The following is a 16,406-nucleotide window of genomic DNA, read 5'->3' as shown; positions in this document are numbered from 1 at the left end:
ATAATGGAAACTCATGAAAAAGAAAAGGAAGACCTCCAAGATGTGCTTCAGAAAATGGTTTCCATCATTCAAATGGGGACGCCTGCCTTTCAAGAACAACAACATAATTTTTTATCACCTGTCATTCAAGCGATCATAAATTCAAATACAATTGAGGTAAAGTATCATACACAGAGCCGAGATGTAACAACAAAAAGTTGTCAAGGAATTTGATCGTGCGGGTTTTACTATAGAAAACCGGAATAATGGAAATATCAGTTATATTGATAAAACAAGCAAAATACGGGCAAATAATGATGGGTATACGGTTCAAGAAATATTGGAGGAAGTCGAAAATGTTGATTTATTCCAACCGGATCATGATGAGGTGATGCCACAATTAGAACATAATGAAAGGCAAGAATTCATAATCAAGGAAACCAATTTAAAGAAAAGTTATATCCAAATGGTGAGCCATTATCTTTCAAATGATAGATATAAAGAGTCTGTCATGTGTTTAGTTGTACCTAGTGCAAGTACTTTACTTGGAACAGAGAAGAATGTACTGCCATCAGGAGCAAATTTAACAGTTGAAATAGAACCCGGTGTCTATTTTTACGCAAATTTTTCAACAGAGATGAGAGAGAGGGCAGTTCAAAAGTTTGCTCAGCAAATAAATATAGAAATTGAAGTTCTTTGGTAAGGTAATTTTAGTGATAGTTGTTGCATTTTATCTTCCCCCAGTCTAGATTAAAAAGATAGTTTTATAGATTTTTGTTTTATTCAATGATTTTTTGATTGACTACCTAAGCTACATGCTTATAAAAAGTTATTCATAAACTTAATAATTTTTTGTTTTTGTTCAGGTGAAAGAAATTTACCTTTGTATTTAATATAAAACCCATCGGACAACAGTTCTTCAATATTAAATACTATTCCTGCTAATGCCTTGTCTTGTTCATCCTGCATTCGTTTAATATCCTCTGGTGTGGCTTTTTTCAATTTTCCTTTATTTTTCTCCCGCATTGTTTCGACATCGTGAATTATTTCTTCAGCGGTCTTAATTTTTGGGAAATATCCCGCTGCTTCAAGTAGTTGTATATAATCGACATCCAAACCTATTGATAATTTATTTATTATTTCAGGTTTTGGTGTGCTCCGTTTCCCATTTTCAATTTGAGAAATATAAGGATGCGATAAACCACCTTTTTTTGCAACTTCCTTTAATGACAACCCCTTATCCTTTCTTAATTGTTTAATAAATGTCCCGAAATCAGTAATAATAATCACCTCCTAAGTGGTAACTTTGTTTAAAGTATATATAACCAATGTAACATTCGCAACACTTCCTGCAAAAAAAATGTTGCAAAAGATAACCTGATGTTTTATACTAAGATCAAACATTATAAGTGAGGTGCTTTTAGTGATTAACATTTTGATTAAAAATATGATCAATACTAGAATCATGATAGGGAAACAGGGAATCAGTTTGCGAGGTTCTGCTAAAAAGATAGGCATTTCACATTCATAATTATCCCAAATATTAAGTGGTAAAAGAAATCTATCTCCAACTGTAGCTTATAAAATAGCCCAAGAATTGAATTCTGATTTAGAGGAAATTTTTTTTAATAAATTATGTTGCAAAAGATAACCTTTAGTGATTCTTTAAAAATATATAGATAAGAGGTTTTTCGAAATAACATCAAAGCAATTAGGAACGAGATTTGTAGCTGCTACACCTCAAAAGTTATTAAATGCTGCAGTAGGCTATGCGAATTTTCTTGGTTGGCCAGAGGGTGAATTAACTAATGTATTTATGGGGAACCAAGCTAAAGCTGTAGACCAATGCCTAGAATCAGACCCTATAGCAGTTACTGGCCAACAGCAAATAAACTGAGGCAAAGGTTAAGAAGCATAGCTTCGGCTTTGAGAAGTAAGGGCGTTGAATTTATAGAACTGCCAAGGAGGAGTAAAGGTAGATTATTACGTTTAGAAAGAGCACAAAAGAAACTGACACAATCGACGCATATCGATAATTCCAATGATTTTGATTATGACGGTAGTAAAAATTATAAATCTAATCCAACTTTTTCTTCCCTGAATAATATAAATTACTACCTGTAGGAACTTTTTAGTTGGATATTTACTCAAAAAATATGTTACTCAAAAAAATTAGTGGTAGAAATAGTACACCTTTGGAATCAATAAAGTTGAATCATGCCTCAGCACCAAAGAATTAGATGTAATTATTGACAGCATTAGCATTGCAAGTAGAGAATTACAAAGGCGAAAGGGGGCTAATAATGGATAACATAGAAGCATTATCGATAGAACAAAACAAAGAACCAATTAATAAAGAAAAGATAACACAATTACAGGTTATAGTTGGGTTAACATCTGATATGGATTAATTTTACGACGAAAAGGAAGTTACTTATGCCAAAGTTAAAGAGCATTTATATGTTTGGCATAACCTTATCTCCTTCATGAAACTTATTAAAAAGAGATAGTACTGCCTTTTCTCTATTCGCCAATAAATATTACTATTTTGTTAATTTAGAGTGAAGATTTTGACAACAATAAACTATACTAATATTTAAAGAATAGTAGTATTTACTAACACCAATCGCCAGGGTTCTATGATACAATAAATAATAAAACTTGTGAAAAATATGGACAACCCTTATACTTTAAATGAGAACATGTGTTTGTATTTTGAAGGGAGGACTATTCAAAATGGAAATTAGGATTGAGAATTTACAAAACTTAATTAATAAAACAGATTTTGAAAAAAATATAGATTGGGCCGAAAAGTTAGGCATTACTAAAGATAAATTAGACCATATTATAAAAACTGGAAAAGTGGAGTCTCAAGAAGAGCTTTATGACTTATGCAGTTTTTTCGGGGTTACGCCTACTGATTTAGATACTAGAGAGCGGCCACAAATTGATTATAAAGATCGAGAAGCAGGCAATAATTTTTTAGATGTAGTTAACAACGATATTACACCAGCTCGTCCTTATAGAGTCTTGGAAGTATTTGCTGGTGCCGGTGGTTTAATGCTTGGCTTAGAGGAAGCTGGTTTTGAAGCTGCTGCTGCTCTTGAAATCGATAAGCATGCTTGTTCAACACTTAGAACAAATCGACCAGATTTAAATGTAATTGAAGGTGATATTGCCGATATTGTTAAAGAAGGAATTAGAAATTATATTGGAGATGAAGAAATAGACATATTATCAGGTGGCTATCCTTGTCAAGCTTTTAGTTTTGCGGGCAAGAAACTTGGACTTAAAGATGCAAGAGGAACCATGTTCTATTGGTATGCTCAATTATTAAATGAGCTAAGACCAAAAATGTTTCTGGCGGAAAATGTTAGGGGACTAGTGAGTCATGAAAAAGGTAAGACACTTCAAGGGATGATGGATGTATTTGATGAAATTGGCTATAACGTAACTTACAAGGTACTAAAAGCAACTAATTATAATGTTGCACAAAAAAGAGAACGGATTTTCATTATTGGTACTAGAAAAGATTTTGAGTCTAATTTTAGATTTCCAGCTCCACGTGATTATATCCCTGTTCTTCGTGATGTGCTACAGAATGTTCCTGACTCTCCCGGCCGTCAATATCCAGAACGTAAACGTGAAATAATGGAAATGGTACCGCCTGGTGGTTATTGGAGAGATTTACCTATCGAAATCCAAATGGAATACATGAAAGGGTCATTTTATTTGGGGGGAGGAAAGACAGGGATTGCAAGGAGAATCTCGTGGGACGAGCCATGTTTAACTCTTACAACTGCACCTGATATGAAACAAACCGAACGTTGTCACCCGGATGAAACAAGGCCATTTACAGTTAGAGAATATGCTAGAATCCAAAGCTTTCCTGATAATTGGATATTTGAAGGCTCAATGACACAACAGTATAAACAGATTGGAAATGCTGTACCTATGGAATTGGCTCGTCATGTTGGCTTATCAATGATTCATACTTTAAATCAAATGGTTGCACCAAATACTAATAACTATAACGTTAATGAGAATAATCAAAAAGTAGTGGAACAAATGAATTTATTTAGTATTCCAAATTAATATACTTAAAAATACCTACTCATTACCTAGAGTAGGTATTTTTTATTGAATAAACTTTAAAATTAATTACTATTGATACAAAATTGCTACATATATATAATTAAAGATGAGTAATAGGTATTATTTGGTGTTAAAAAGCGATTTTCATTATTAAAAATGTGAGGATGTGAAATATGAGAGATGTTTTATATAGGGCATTTGAAGCTCATCATGGTAGAAATCCTGATAGTATAAATGACCCTATTGTACTATCTAGCATGTGGGAACCAATAATAAATACATATATTCCAGGAATTCTAAGCGGAAAAACTGATCACACTGCACAAATTTCAACTATCTTAAATACATTTCAAACAAACTTTATTGCAGAAATACCGGCTCTTAAAGCTAGAGCATTAACCGGTGCAACTAACTTATTTACAAAGTATAATGCACCATCTGGAGGAGCAGCGAATTCGATTACTAGAAGTTTATCAACAAAAATGGGTAATTTGTGGGAAAGGATAGCGATGTTATCAAGTAATGTCATTTCTCCAGAATATGAATTAGGCTTTAAATTAAAAGGTATCGACATAATCTTGGTTGATAAAAATACTGGTGTTCCTTATTATACTCAATTAAAAACAAAAAAAGATACTTTAACAGGAGCACATTCTCATAGGTCGACGCAAGAATTATCCGCATTTTCAAATGCTTATTTCGTCGCAAGTATAGATTGTACTTGTAGATGGACCTATAGTGGCACTATTCAAAAACTGATTGGTAGTCAGTTTTGGGACAAAACAGATATTAATTATGTTTCATTAGACAGTCAAATAGGTAGAGTAATACGTTCCATTGATAGTCATATTTAAGGTTGGAGGATTGTTATGAATAAGTTTGTTGACTTTATTGATGATCAGTGCTTTTTAGATTGTATAAAATCTATTTATATTGAATATGAAAAACAAAAGAATGAATATACAATAAAAAAGTTTTATAATAATCAAATTGACCCGATAAAACTTACTTTTGATATGATTTTTTCGGGAGTCTCAGAGAAAGAATTAATTGAACGTGAAGTGCAACGTCAAATGGATAAAAATATCAGTAATTTCATCGGCCACTTTCATGAAAAGCTACTCGGAGAAATTGAAGGATTTATTCAAAAAGGTAATGCCGGTTATGACATCAAGAGAAAAGATAATACTTTATTTGCAGAGATTAAAAATAAAAGAAATACGGTAAACAGTAGTTCTAAAGAAAGTACATATCAAAAATTGGAAAGATTTGCTGAAGAGTATTCTGATGCCAAGTGTTACTGGGTTTCATTAATTGCTCCAACTAGCTATTGTACCCAATGGAATCAAACTTTTGATAAGACAAAAGGCCCTGATAAAATGAGAGTCTATAATCATCCAAGAGTTTATAAAGTTTCAGGTGACTATTTTTATGAAATAGTTACTGGCGATTCCCATGCGTTTGCAAAAGTATGTAAAGCTTTACCTAGAGCAATTGAGGATCTTTTACAAACACAAATAAAATACACCACAGAAATTATTGATACAGAAGATCATTCCCATCTATTTAGTGAATTATTTAACCGTTCTCAAAAAAATGGTACAAACATATTAACACAATTATTTAATGATAATTTTGGACATTACAAAGGTTTTCCAATTTGAGTTTTAGCTTACTTTTAGGAGAAGGTCTTTTTTTAGTCGACCTTCTCTTTATTTATTTCATTTTTGTTGACTAAATATTCTTTGGTGAAGCGTCATATTTGGTGTAGTATTTATATCGGTTATTCTTTAAACGGAGGAACGCTCAATGAAACAATTACAAGAATATATGAAACAGTACCATGAAGAAATGAACTGGAAAATTAATACAGATAACTATGAAAAAACAAAATCTTCTCTTTTAAATAATTACATGCTATTGACAACAGAGGTTGCAGAGATAGCGGAGGAGTTAAGGGAAGCGTTCAACAAGACTAATTCATTAATAAACGAAGGTATGGATGAACAACAGGCCTTTAATATAGCCAAAGAGTCTATTAAAGAAAATTTGGGTAAGGAGTTTGCTGATTGCTTAGCTTATATTACAAAGTTTGCAAATTATTTTGAAGTAGATATAGAGGATAGTTTCTATTCAAAAATGGAAGAAGTAAAAAAAAGAAAGAACAAAGATATTCCGGTAAAAAAATAAACAGGTATATTAAGAAAGCATTCATAATCATCAATTTTGAGTGCTTTTTATTGCATGTTTAGTGAATTCATCCCTATTAACAGTTGTTAGTATTATTTAACCATATAAAAAACATCACTTTAAATAATTGGTATAGTTACCTTACATAATTTCGTAATTTTTAAAAGAGAGGGAATAGTATGGATCAACAATTAAAAGAAAGAATCAAAGTTAATATTGAAAGTTCAATTAGAAATTTCTTTGTTAATCGTGACGTTAGAACAACACATGTATTGGATTACATTTTTCCAAAAGAAAGAAGAATCCGATCTTTAGTTGGTGGATTAGAAACAAGTCTTGGTACAACGTTATGGGAGCCAATTGCAAGAACAATAGCTGAATCAAATGGATTTACTGTAATACCTGACCGACTTGAGATGCCTGATAAGTTACCGAAAGAAGTATCAGAAGTAGTAGATAAGTGGAGAAGAGAGAGAGAAAATAGAAGTAACAGTGTTACTTTACAAGAGTATGTTTACGAACTTAGGACTGTTATAAGTGGGCTAAACTTAAGCAATTTAAAATTCATAAACGTTACATCTGGTGAAGGAGTAGATTTATGGTTAAAAAAAGATGGTGTTGAATATTTGTTTGATATAAAGACTAACCAAATTAATCAAAGTAGCGGATTAAAGCTTAATAGCACATTAATGAATTGGTATGCTTACAGATTGTGTAAAGAACCCCAAGCACAGTTGAAAGCTCATATTGCTTTTCCATTTAATCCTTATGAAACTTCTTGGTGGTCTAAAAATGGTTCTAGAGCTTATCCGCTTAATCAGGGAATAGATGCTTTGATAGAAAATAATTTTTGGAGCTTCTTATCTGGTGAAACAGGAACTTGGGAGGAAATACGGTCGTTATTTATTGAACTAGGTAATGAAGGATTTGGTTCCCAGTTTAGTGAGATATTTAATCCATAAGGCAGATTTCCAATATAATAACTCAACAATAAAATAGCATTAACTAGCATGTTATTCCCTTCTTGTTCAGAAACTTGAAGGGATTTTTTATAAACTTATGGATAAATATCTTTTAGGTGTAACAATAATTACTTATAAAGTAGAAACGAAAAAAGGATAACATACCTAGTTAAAGATAAAAAAAGATCAGAGTGTAACAGCAATTACTTATTAAGTAGAGGAGAAAATAGAAGAACTACCCATCTAAGGAATAGCAACCGAAAAAAATAAGTGTAACAATTATTACTACCTTAAGTAGAAGAACCAAAAAACTTGATACGGAGGTGACATGAGGTGTGGATGATCTTTGGAATAAGATTAGAGAATCAGTTGAATCCTTAAATCCCCCAAAAATGGTTGGTCTTCTTTATAAAAGCGGTTATTTAGATGGCTTAGAGAATACAATGCGGAAAAAGTGGCCTAAAATTCCACCAGATGTATTTGGCAAGTGAGAAATGTATAAAACGGCAATTAAATAGGTAACCACTTGCCAATCTTTTTTATTGATGTATCATCGATTCCTTATAACGGTGACTTTCCCCATTAAAGACGACTAAATGAGAGTGATGGATGAGACGATCGATAACGGCTTCCGTTAAAATGGGGTCTCCAAAAACATGATTCCACTCCCCAAACGTCAAATTACTCGTAATGATAATGCTCGTTTTCTCGTAACACAATGAAATGACTTGAAATAATAACTCCGCCCCTTGTTTGTGTAAAGGGATATAACCTAGCTCGTCTAAAACGAGTAAATCCAATTTCTCCAATTGCTTAAATACCTTGCTTAATGTCCCTTTTTCATGAGCTTCTAGTAGTTTGTTCACCAGCGTCGCTACCGTATAAAACTTGACCGATAACCCTCTTTGTTGAATCAACTGTAACGAAATAAGGGAAGATAAATAGGTTTTACCTGTGCCTACTCCACCATAAAAAATTAAGTTCTCCTGCTTCTCCAAGAATAATCCTTCTAGTAAATAAGACTGCGTTAATTGTGGCGTTAGGACAACATCTTTCCAATTAAAAGGCACTCCGCTCATCTTAGGAAGAGTCGCTTGCTTTAATAAAAGGTTTACTTTTCGCTCCTCTCTTTGCTCAATCTCCTTTTCAAACAGAATCCGTAAATAGTCTTCATTAGAAGAAGCTTCTATTTCATCATAATGTTCTCGAATCCAACTAAGCTTTAAGCGTTTAGCTAATTCCGATATAGACGGCCGCATTAGGAGTTCACCCCTTTGAGAAGTTGATCGTAATGAGACAGCCCTCTTGATGCCTTTGGCATAGATGGTAAGGTTTGCTTAGGTTTAATGGTCGATCGAATCCCACGGCCGTTGATTAATTGATAAAACACTTGGCTGATCGATTCCGCAGAAGGGTGCCCATGCTCTGAGGCGATGGTAAGAGCTTCTGTAATCTGTTCAAACCCGCGGTCTTTTAAAGCGAAAGATAATAGTTTCAAGGCGTCGGATTTCTCGGTGCTTGTACATCTATTAAAATAGCTTTGCCATTCGTCAGGTAATTGCGAATAGAACGTCGTGTACTTTAATGCCAAAGGCCGTTTGGCCATTAAGCGTAAGTACGGTTGCCATTCCATCGATTTACGATAAACCCCGTACATTCTAGAATGACTAATGATCGTTTCATTCATCTCGGATAGAATATCAATTCGGTCAAAGTGAATTTTAATCAAGACCTTCTGTAAGGCATATCTTGGCGATGTTGAGTACTGGTTCTTCTCAAAATGAACATACCCATATTTATCAGCTTTAAGTGTCTCATACCGTACACATTCATAGGCTTTCGTTGGTAACACATAGCTAGCCTGCTTGTCCTTTTGAAACAATTCCTCAATGGATTCTCTTTTATCGAAGTGCGGACGATGCCTGTCCAATTCTGCTTGTTTCCAAAAATCCCCGTTTAAATCTTCTTTCTGAAGAACGGGCAAGGCGGGAAGGAGGAAATTATTTCGAACGTATTTGACCATGGATTCTACATGTCCTTTTTCATTCCCACTGCCAGGATTACAAAATTCATAATGAAACCCGTAGTGGGAAACGAAGTTTTCAAAGCTCTCTGTTAATTGCCGTTCCCCATTTGGCAAGACTTTTTTCACCGCCGCAGACAGGTTATCAAACCGAATCACCTTGGGAACAGAACCGACATGATGGAAAATACGTTTCATTCCTTCTAAAAAGCACTCCATCTTTTGGGAAGGAAACACTTGAAAGTAAAAACTATTACTATAAGGATAAGATAGGACAAGATAAGGGAGCGTCACTTGTTCTCCTTTATGGATGAAAGGGGCTTCTCCAAAATCTACTTGAGCCATCCCTGGTTGATGTTCTAGAGGTAACGCCGCCTCGCTCGCCTCATTTAAGAGCTCCTTCTTACGCTTAGAAATATAGTGACGTACGGTGCGGTCAGATCCTGTAAAGCCGTGGTCTTTCACTAATAACTCCCAGATACGCTTAGCTGTTCGTCTGAATTTCTTCTTCTGTTTGAAATCTTCTTTCAACCACTGATCCACCGTTTCTTTAAATGGATCCATTACCCTCGATGGACGCTTCTGTATCCCTCTAGATCGGGGACTCATATCCTCTAAATCCGCATATTTTTTAACCGTACGAGGATCTCGTCCCAACCTCTTCGCTAAAGCGTGATAATTACTACCTTTTCTATTAATCTCGTGTCTGATATAATTAATTTCGGCCACTGCCAACATCTCCTAAAGTACCTCCTGCGTTAGATTACCCAACAGGAAGTGTATTTTTAATTGAGATGATTGGCAAGTGGTTTTTTTAATTTCTGCAGGGCCCTCCAGGCCCTGCAGAAATTAATTGCCATACCCTACATTAATAGTTTGCCATAAACACACCAGAAGCTATCGATAACTTTGTAATAGGTGCTGCAGTAGATGAGCTTTATGGAAAAATTTCAAAGGGAGAATTTGTATCTAATCCAGGCGGTTATATTTATAAAGTGGCTTACTATAAAGCGGTTGCATACACCGAAGAGCAGAAAAAGCTTAACGAAACCTTAAATAAAGAAATGAAGGTAACAGCACCTTTTATTGATCCATTTGATGATTCATCACAAGGGTTAGATCGAGAATTCTGCATAGTTCGTGCATTAGATGAGGGTAGAAAATTGTTACCAAGACTAGGTCAGGAAAATGTTCAAAAAGTAATGGAGTATGTTTTTGATTGCATTGAATATGGTGTTGATGGGGTTATGATTTGGTGTGGTATTTTTCAAAATCCATTTGCATTTGAAAAAGAGCCGAAAGATCATAGCAGTGAGGAATTGCTTTATCTGTTAAGATTAGATCTTGATCTCTATGATGAATACTCAAAAGATTTAGAGCTACGCCCATTTACAGCTCTTCATCGCTTTTTTAAGATCTATGTAAAAGGGTTTCGAGGGGCAAGTGGATTAAGAAATCAATTGATGAGCACAAAGTCAACAGATGAAGTGCGTACATTACTCGATAACTTTTGGGAAGGTGTTGAAGGTCAGGGACAGTAGAATGATGTCAACACTCTCAAAGGGGTAGTGAGTATATATTAAGCAGTAAGTTGGCTGGCATGGGTGTTGAACTGGACTAATGCCAGTCAGGTTTTGTATTATGCGTTAGGTATAGAATGGAAGAATTTGTTGCAATTAATGATTGATTACGGCTAAATAAAAAAATCAATTGGAGATATCGATATGGTATCTCTTTTAATTATTCACTAACACTATTAAACCTTATTAGGGTTACTTTTCACAAAACCACTGCACACCATAAAAATTTCGTCAGAAAATCCGACAAATACTCCCTTTAAATATGGACTACTACTATATACTGGTATCTGAGGTGATTTTTATGAATGATGAATGGACAAGTACTTTGTCTGGGAAATTGTACACTCAGGCAGGAAATCAAATATTACTTGCTCAAATTCCATTTTTTTATTTAGAAGCTATTTTTGAAATTGATGAGATGGTGCAAAGGAGTCTTGACATTCGTAAACGTAATGAAATTGGTGAGTTTATTATTGATGCGATTGAGGATGGGACCTTTTATTTCTCGACCTTTATTTTCTCAGCAAGAGGAGCAATTGAAGCTGAAGGTGTACGTTGGAAAGTGACGCCAGGGGATAAATTGTACGTTATGGACGGACAACACAGAGTAGAAGGAATGAAGTATGCCCTGAAAAAACTCGAGATGAAAAAGTATGAGTTAGAAATGCACCAGAAAAATGAACTGGAAATTAAAAAGGTTGCTAAGATGATTAAACAACTTAAGCAATACCCGATTTCTATGCAAATCTACTTAGATTTAAACCAAGATGAAGAACGTCAAATGTTCACAGATTTGAATACAAGAAGAACGAATGTCCATTCAGGCCTTATCATTAAATACGATCAACGTGATGAATATTCTAAGCTTGTACAAGAGTTAAGCGTTGAGATTAAGCCCGCCTTTGAAATTGAAACCACTTCCTCTAGGTTAACACACCAACATTCAGCCCTCACTAGTTTAACTTCCATGAGACGATGTTTACTTGCTTTGTTTGAAGGAAATATCCGCCATAAATATGGACGAGCGGACTTTCAAGATTTAACGGAAAGACAGGTAAAAGATGTCTCTGTACTATTTTTTGAAGCCTGGGAAGAAATTTTCCCCCCAAAAATGTATAATCGTTCAGAATTTGTTTGCGGTTATTTAGGGATTCAACTGGCTCTAGCCTTAACTGTCTATCAGTTAACAAAGAAATACAAAATGACTTATCGTGAAGCAATAGGCTCTTTACCACATATTAGTCAAAAATGTACGTGGCGCCATCGGGATCCTATGTTTACACCATATTTTAATGAATATTTAGGCAAGACACAAAATCTTTCTGCTAGCTCAACCGTTCGGAATATCTCTAATCTTTTTGTTGATATTATTTTTGATGAAGGAGGGGAACAAATTGCAAAACGGTTTATCAATTAAGCAATCGATAGAAGTGATGCCAATAAGAGAGTTACTGGAGTTAATGGATAAGGAGCAATTACACTCTCGCAACATTAATCAAAATAGGGTGAGGTTGTTTAAAACCTACATCGAAGAGAACTTAGAACACCAACTTTTTATTCCACCACTTGTTTTAAATAAAACCTCAATGGATTCTTTATTCAATGATTCAGTTTATGAGTTAATCGATGGCAATGTTCGTTTAAAAGCCTTTCAGCAATTAAATCAAAAAGTCGCTCTGTTAAGTCAAAGTGAGAATGAAAATGATATTCAATTAAGTGAGCGATTAGGAGAGTTTTTACAAACAGGAATCATTTCTGTTCAAATATTTGAAAATTTAGAAAAAGAGGTTGTCCATCAGCTTTATATTGATTTTAATACAAAGGGGAAAAAGGTCGTCCTTAATAAGTTAATTGAGTATGACAAACGTGATGACTTGAATAATATCACAAATATCTTGTTATCAAAGGATGAAGGGTTACAACGTGCAGGGATTGAAACGGAAAAACGAGCACTTATAAAGCCGACTAATAAAAATTTCCTATCGCTATCTCAGCTGAGGAAAATAATCGCTATTTTTGTTACGAATGAGCCATCATTTGAGAGGCAAAAAAGTTTCAAACTCGATGATCCTTATTTAACAAGTGATGATTACGTTGAGCTGGTTTCAAGCTGGTTTCACCTCTTATTTGAAGTGGAAAATCCAGAGACAATCGGAAACTATGAACATACAATTTTTTCTTCTTTTCCGTTGCTACAGGCATTAGCCTATTACTCTACTAAGGATACGGAGTCAATGAATTTTGAGCAAAAGTTATCTGTGATTCAGGAAAGAATGGAAATTATTCATCAGATTGATTTTTCTATTCAAAATCCATTATGGGAGTCTTTTGATCATCGTAAAGGGACAAGGGGAGGTTATACGATCTTATATAATTCGCTCAAAAATATCTTAAAGATAAATAACTGGCTTGAACGTTTATCTCGAAAGGAGGTGGGAGCAATGTGAGGGGGTGAGAAGACAGATAAGGACCCTTAGGGGAGCTTCAGCAAAAGTTCCTAAGGGTCACAATGAGTGGAGTATTAATCCTCTCACGATGATTATACTCCGTTTTTTTCGTTTAATAAAGAGTTACACAAACAAGGAGGGGGATAATTATGCAGGTAATCGATGATTATTTAATTAATGCAGAAACTTTTATAATTGAACCTATTTATGGAGAATTTGGCCAGTTGTTTTCAAAAGTCCATGAAGAAAGAGGGAGTTATATAGTGAAGAAAAAGCCCATTAATCTAATAAAAGAATCATGCCTTTATTATGGTGCCGGATATAAAGGGCGGTTGGATTCTTCTATAAAAGCGACGGGATTTCAAAAGAAAGTCCCAATTTGCATTTTTGAAGGTCAAAAAATCTTTTTCTTTCCACTCGGTTCTCCTAACAATGATGATTCCTCTTGGGTGGCTCATTATCATGTGGAAAAGGTGACCAGTATTGGACCACAGCTCTCATATATATATTTTATGAATCGTTTAAAAATAGAAGTACCCTTCTCTAAAGCAGTTATCGAGGGAGAAGTGATGAGGACGGCACAGTTACGATTTATTATGTTAAAGCGTTGGAATGAGGAAAATTAAAAGAGCTTATGAGATCTCTGTCTCCTAAATGGTGGCAGGGATTTTTATTACCTATATTAGCTGGAAGAATTAATTTAATATTTTAGATAATTAATCCTATTACATAAGAATCAATTCATATAAAATAATAGTAATACAAATGATTACAAGGAATGGTTACTTATGTTAAATAGATTATTGAATGAGTTAGTATAGTTATAACTATTGAAATTTACCATCTCTGACATAGCATTAACTACCAGATTACAAAAAAATGTACCAAATTATGTACGGGTTTTTATCGCTGCAATTGTTTTGGTAGTTATAAAAGATGAAAAGACTTAGTTTTGAGAATCAAAATCCATAAAAATATGTTTGATTTTCAATAAGTTCAATATTTAGCAAACGGGTCAGACTAATTCATCATGTATTACGTAGTAGACTCATATTGTGCAAAAAATAATTTTAATTATAAACGAATGTTCTTTAATGTAAAGAGATTTTATTTTATCGGTAGTAAGCATTCAACAATCGAGCCATTATGTAGAATAAATCTTATTATGCCAATGGATTTAACTTTAAAGAAGTAATTCAAATGAATTTAACAATCAAGGCAACTATATTAAGTTAATATATAATGAGGTTATTAAAAATAATTGTGGATTTAAATTTATTGTCGAAATAAAAAGGGTGCGCTATATATGTTTTAGATTGTTACAATAGTAACTAAAAAAGAATTTGGGGGAGAAATGAATGGAGCTGGTCTATGCATGGATAGAAAAATTTAGAAACTATAAAGATGTTGAACTACATTTTAGTGAAAAATTTATTATAAAATTCGATAAATTCAACAAAAGCATTAAAATAACACCAAACAAAACTCATATCACATTTTATCCGGAGTATATAACCAATATTAATGCTATAGTAGGTAAAAACGGCGTGGGTAAAACAAATTTATTAGACGTATTAGGACTAAGAGCTGCTGATAGGAGTAAAAATAACGCTGAATTCGAAGTGAAATACAAAAAAAAGAAAGGTCCCTATCGAATACCAGGTGATGTTGAAGCTGAAATTAAACATTCAATTTATTTTTTCATCTACTATATGGGCAAAGATGATAATGAACAAGATTTATTTTGCTTTGAGGGCAATGATATTGAGAGTTTTCAAAGCATTATAAAATTTAAATCTGGATTAGGTATTGAATATTGGAGGAGTAAATATTGGTTTGCATTTATATGCAATTATAGAGAGGACATGTTAATACATAGATATGATTTAAATGATAGGCTGGGAGAATATAGAAGAGATGATATTACATATTATGGAGATTACAAAAGAGAACAGGATAAACTTGTCATAATATCACTTCGTGAAAACCTCAACGATAAATATTATGATTATAGTTCTACTAAACCAGAAGATGATTATAAAATTTCTGTACCAAGAAGAAATGCATACTTTCAGTCAAATTTATTAACTATGAAGGTACAAATGCTATATAAACAATTGCAAAAACCTAAAAGACTTTTGTTTCAAAATGATAACTATACCATAAAAATCAGTTATAACAGCCATTTTTTAACTGATGGTATCAATGATAAAAACAAACTTTTGATGCAATTTTCATATAATGAACTTAATGGAAGAGAAAAGGAAATTTGTAAAGTTCTCGAATCCTTAGTACAGTATTTTTTTAATTCTATTAACGATATTGAAAATAGTGAGATGAAGGTAAACAAAGAAGAACTAATATCTGAAATTATTGTAAAAAGAAAGTCTTTGAAAGGATATAAGGATTATTATTCTAGTATTATAAAAAGAATATCTGATATTTACATGAAAGATGAGGACGATATTCAGCATGTTTTAAAATGCTATAATGCTTTAGCAGAAGAATTGTCCGTGAGCAAAAGTTTTAAATTTCATAAGGATTATATAAGTATAGATATTACAAAACAAGTTAGTATGAATAAACTTTTACGTGTTATTGACGTAACTGTTGATGAAAAAGCAAAAAGTAAATTTAATGAAATTTTTACTGTGTTCGGTGGTTTTTTTGATTATTCAATTGAAAATCTAAGTGATGGTGAAAGTGCATATTTAGGATTTTTTTGCTTCTCTTTATGAGCAGGTTTCTCTACTTACCCCCAGTAAAGAAAAATATATTATATTATTAGACGAACCAGAGGCAAGAATGCATCCTGAACTAACAAGAAATTTTATAAATGAGTTGGTACTCTTTTTAAAGGATTTAAGTGAGGGGAAAAGGAAGTTTCAAGTTGTTATTTCAACACATTCTCCATTTATTTTATCTGACATTAAATCTAATAGTATTATCTATTTAGAAAAGGATATTACTGGTTATTGCAAGCCTGTAAAAAGACTACTTAATACTTTCGGTGCCAATATCCACACTCTTTTAAAAGATGGATTCTTTATGTCTTCTACAATGGGAGAGTTTGCAACTAATAAAATAAAAGAAGTTATCTCATCAATTAATGATAGTAAAATTGAAGATG

Annotated in this window: 16 protein-coding genes and 2 pseudogenes; 15 read left to right on the top strand and 3 right to left on the bottom strand. The window is 33.3% G+C overall.

Annotated features, from left to right (window positions below; genetic code table 11):
• Positions 1-3 precede the first annotated feature (3 nt).
• Both BALCAV_RS21260 and BALCAV_RS13415 read left to right on the top strand, forming a co-directional pair.
• Entirely contained in the window at positions 4-213 is a 210-nt protein-coding gene (locus BALCAV_RS21260; protein WP_003322222.1) for a hypothetical protein, read from the top strand.
• 106 nt (positions 214-319) lie between these two features.
• Entirely contained in the window at positions 320-682 is a 363-nt protein-coding gene (locus BALCAV_RS13415) for a hypothetical protein (RefSeq protein ID WP_003322223.1), read from the top strand.
• 116 nt (positions 683-798) lie between these two features.
• On the opposite strand, the gene BALCAV_RS21255 is transcribed toward BALCAV_RS13415, so the two are convergent.
• Positions 799-1,269: a helix-turn-helix domain-containing protein gene (locus BALCAV_RS21255; RefSeq protein ID WP_081939289.1), complete on the bottom strand. Its 471-nt coding sequence runs from the start codon at positions 1,267-1,269 to the stop codon at positions 799-801.
• Positions 1,270-1,519: 250 nt separating this feature from the next.
• On the opposite strand from BALCAV_RS21255, the gene BALCAV_RS23435 reads away from it, so the two are divergent.
• From BALCAV_RS23435 to BALCAV_RS22350, 7 genes are all read left to right on the top strand, one after another.
• On the top strand, positions 1,520-1,630 hold the full coding sequence (locus BALCAV_RS23435; RefSeq protein WP_136445918.1) for a hypothetical protein: 111 nt from the start codon (positions 1,520-1,522) through the stop codon (positions 1,628-1,630).
• Positions 1,631-2,715: 1,085 nt separating this feature from the next.
• Positions 2,716-4,074 (top strand): DNA cytosine methyltransferase, encoded by a 1,359-nt coding sequence (locus tag BALCAV_RS13405; RefSeq protein WP_003322225.1) that lies wholly within the window; start codon positions 2,716-2,718, stop codon positions 4,072-4,074.
• A gap of 173 nt (positions 4,075-4,247) precedes the next feature.
• On the top strand, positions 4,248-4,928 hold the full coding sequence (locus BALCAV_RS21250; protein ID WP_003322226.1) for a hypothetical protein: 681 nt from the start codon (positions 4,248-4,250) through the stop codon (positions 4,926-4,928).
• 15 nt (positions 4,929-4,943) lie between these two features.
• Positions 4,944-5,738: an Eco47II family restriction endonuclease gene (locus BALCAV_RS13395; protein ID WP_003322227.1), complete on the top strand. Its 795-nt coding sequence runs from the start codon at positions 4,944-4,946 to the stop codon at positions 5,736-5,738.
• 145 nt (positions 5,739-5,883) lie between these two features.
• Positions 5,884-6,264 (top strand): MazG nucleotide pyrophosphohydrolase domain-containing protein, encoded by a 381-nt coding sequence (locus BALCAV_RS13390; protein WP_003322229.1) that lies wholly within the window; start codon positions 5,884-5,886, stop codon positions 6,262-6,264.
• A gap of 179 nt (positions 6,265-6,443) precedes the next feature.
• A complete protein-coding gene (locus BALCAV_RS13385) occupies positions 6,444-7,226 on the top strand; it encodes a TdeIII family type II restriction endonuclease (protein ID WP_003322230.1) in 783 nt (260 codons plus the stop codon).
• Positions 7,227-7,561: 335 nt separating this feature from the next.
• Entirely contained in the window at positions 7,562-7,717 is a 156-nt protein-coding gene (locus BALCAV_RS22350) for a hypothetical protein (protein WP_160173418.1), read from the top strand.
• A 48-nt stretch (positions 7,718-7,765) separates the two neighbouring features.
• On the opposite strand, the gene istB is transcribed toward BALCAV_RS22350, so the two are convergent.
• The gene (istB, locus tag BALCAV_RS13380) at positions 7,766-8,485 is read right to left on the bottom strand and encodes an IS21-like element helper ATPase IstB (protein WP_040324006.1); all 720 of its coding nucleotides are present in this window, start codon (positions 8,483-8,485) and stop codon (positions 7,766-7,768) included.
• On the bottom strand, positions 8,485-9,987 hold the full coding sequence (gene istA, locus BALCAV_RS13375; RefSeq protein ID WP_003322232.1) for an IS21 family transposase: 1,503 nt from the start codon (positions 9,985-9,987) through the stop codon (positions 8,485-8,487). Before istA ends, istB begins: the two co-directional genes overlap by 1 nt.
• A 488-nt stretch (positions 9,988-10,475) precedes the next feature.
• Here istA and BALCAV_RS21690 point away from each other — a divergent pair.
• The 6 genes and pseudogenes from BALCAV_RS21690 to BALCAV_RS22820 all read left to right on the top strand — a co-directional run.
• Positions 10,476-10,790, top strand: a pseudogene (locus BALCAV_RS21690) (tRNA-dihydrouridine synthase); the annotation flags it as partial.
• A gap of 340 nt (positions 10,791-11,130) precedes the next feature.
• A complete protein-coding gene (locus tag BALCAV_RS13365; RefSeq protein ID WP_003322234.1) occupies positions 11,131-12,246 on the top strand; it encodes a DNA sulfur modification protein DndB in 1,116 nt (371 codons plus the stop codon).
• Complete coding sequence (locus BALCAV_RS13360) at positions 12,224-13,276, top strand: DNA sulfur modification protein DndB (protein ID WP_003322235.1); 1,053 nt, start codon at positions 12,224-12,226, stop codon at positions 13,274-13,276. The genes BALCAV_RS13365 and BALCAV_RS13360 overlap by 23 nt, the downstream gene beginning before the upstream one ends.
• A 149-nt stretch (positions 13,277-13,425) precedes the next feature.
• The gene (locus BALCAV_RS13355) at positions 13,426-13,902 is read left to right on the top strand and encodes a competence protein ComK (RefSeq protein ID WP_003322236.1); all 477 of its coding nucleotides are present in this window, start codon (positions 13,426-13,428) and stop codon (positions 13,900-13,902) included.
• A 732-nt stretch (positions 13,903-14,634) separates the two neighbouring features.
• Positions 14,635-16,014, top strand: a complete 1,380-nt coding sequence (locus BALCAV_RS13350) for an ATP-binding protein (protein WP_235213117.1) — start codon at positions 14,635-14,637, stop codon at positions 16,012-16,014.
• Between the two features lie 67 nt (positions 16,015-16,081).
• A pseudogene (locus BALCAV_RS22820) lies at positions 16,082-16,406 on the top strand (AAA family ATPase); the annotation flags it as partial.

The organism is Alkalihalobacillus alcalophilus ATCC 27647 = CGMCC 1.3604 (assembly GCF_000292245.2).
In the GTDB taxonomy this organism is placed as follows: Bacteria; Bacillota; Bacilli; order Bacillales; family Bacillaceae_D; genus Alkalihalobacillus; species Alkalihalobacillus alcalophilus.
The sequence above is the reverse complement of the archived record's forward strand: the minus strand, read 5'-3'. Positions and strand labels throughout refer to the sequence as shown.

Bases quoted from the DNA above. Each gene is read 5' to 3' on its own strand.
- BALCAV_RS13350 (WP_235213117.1), top strand. From the start codon at position 14,635: ATGGAGCTGGTCTATGCATGGATAGAAAAATTTAGAAACTATAAAGAT.
- BALCAV_RS21250 (WP_003322226.1), top strand. From the start codon at position 4,248: ATGAGAGATGTTTTATATAGGGCATTTGAAGCTCATCATGGTAGAAAT.
- BALCAV_RS13405 (WP_003322225.1), top strand. From the start codon at position 2,716: ATGGAAATTAGGATTGAGAATTTACAAAACTTAATTAATAAAACAGAT.
- BALCAV_RS13385 (WP_003322230.1), top strand. From the start codon at position 6,444: ATGGATCAACAATTAAAAGAAAGAATCAAAGTTAATATTGAAAGTTCA.
- BALCAV_RS21260 (WP_003322222.1), top strand. From the start codon at position 4: ATGGAAACTCATGAAAAAGAAAAGGAAGACCTCCAAGATGTGCTTCAG.
- BALCAV_RS13355 (WP_003322236.1), top strand. From the start codon at position 13,426: ATGCAGGTAATCGATGATTATTTAATTAATGCAGAAACTTTTATAATT.
- BALCAV_RS13390 (WP_003322229.1), top strand. From the start codon at position 5,884: ATGAAACAATTACAAGAATATATGAAACAGTACCATGAAGAAATGAAC.
- BALCAV_RS13395 (WP_003322227.1), top strand. From the start codon at position 4,944: ATGAATAAGTTTGTTGACTTTATTGATGATCAGTGCTTTTTAGATTGT.
- istA (WP_003322232.1), bottom strand. From the start codon at position 9,987: ATGTTGGCAGTGGCCGAAATTAATTATATCAGACACGAGATTAATAGA.
- BALCAV_RS13365 (WP_003322234.1), top strand. From the start codon at position 11,131: ATGAATGATGAATGGACAAGTACTTTGTCTGGGAAATTGTACACTCAG.
- istB (WP_040324006.1), bottom strand. From the start codon at position 8,485: ATGCGGCCGTCTATATCGGAATTAGCTAAACGCTTAAAGCTTAGTTGG.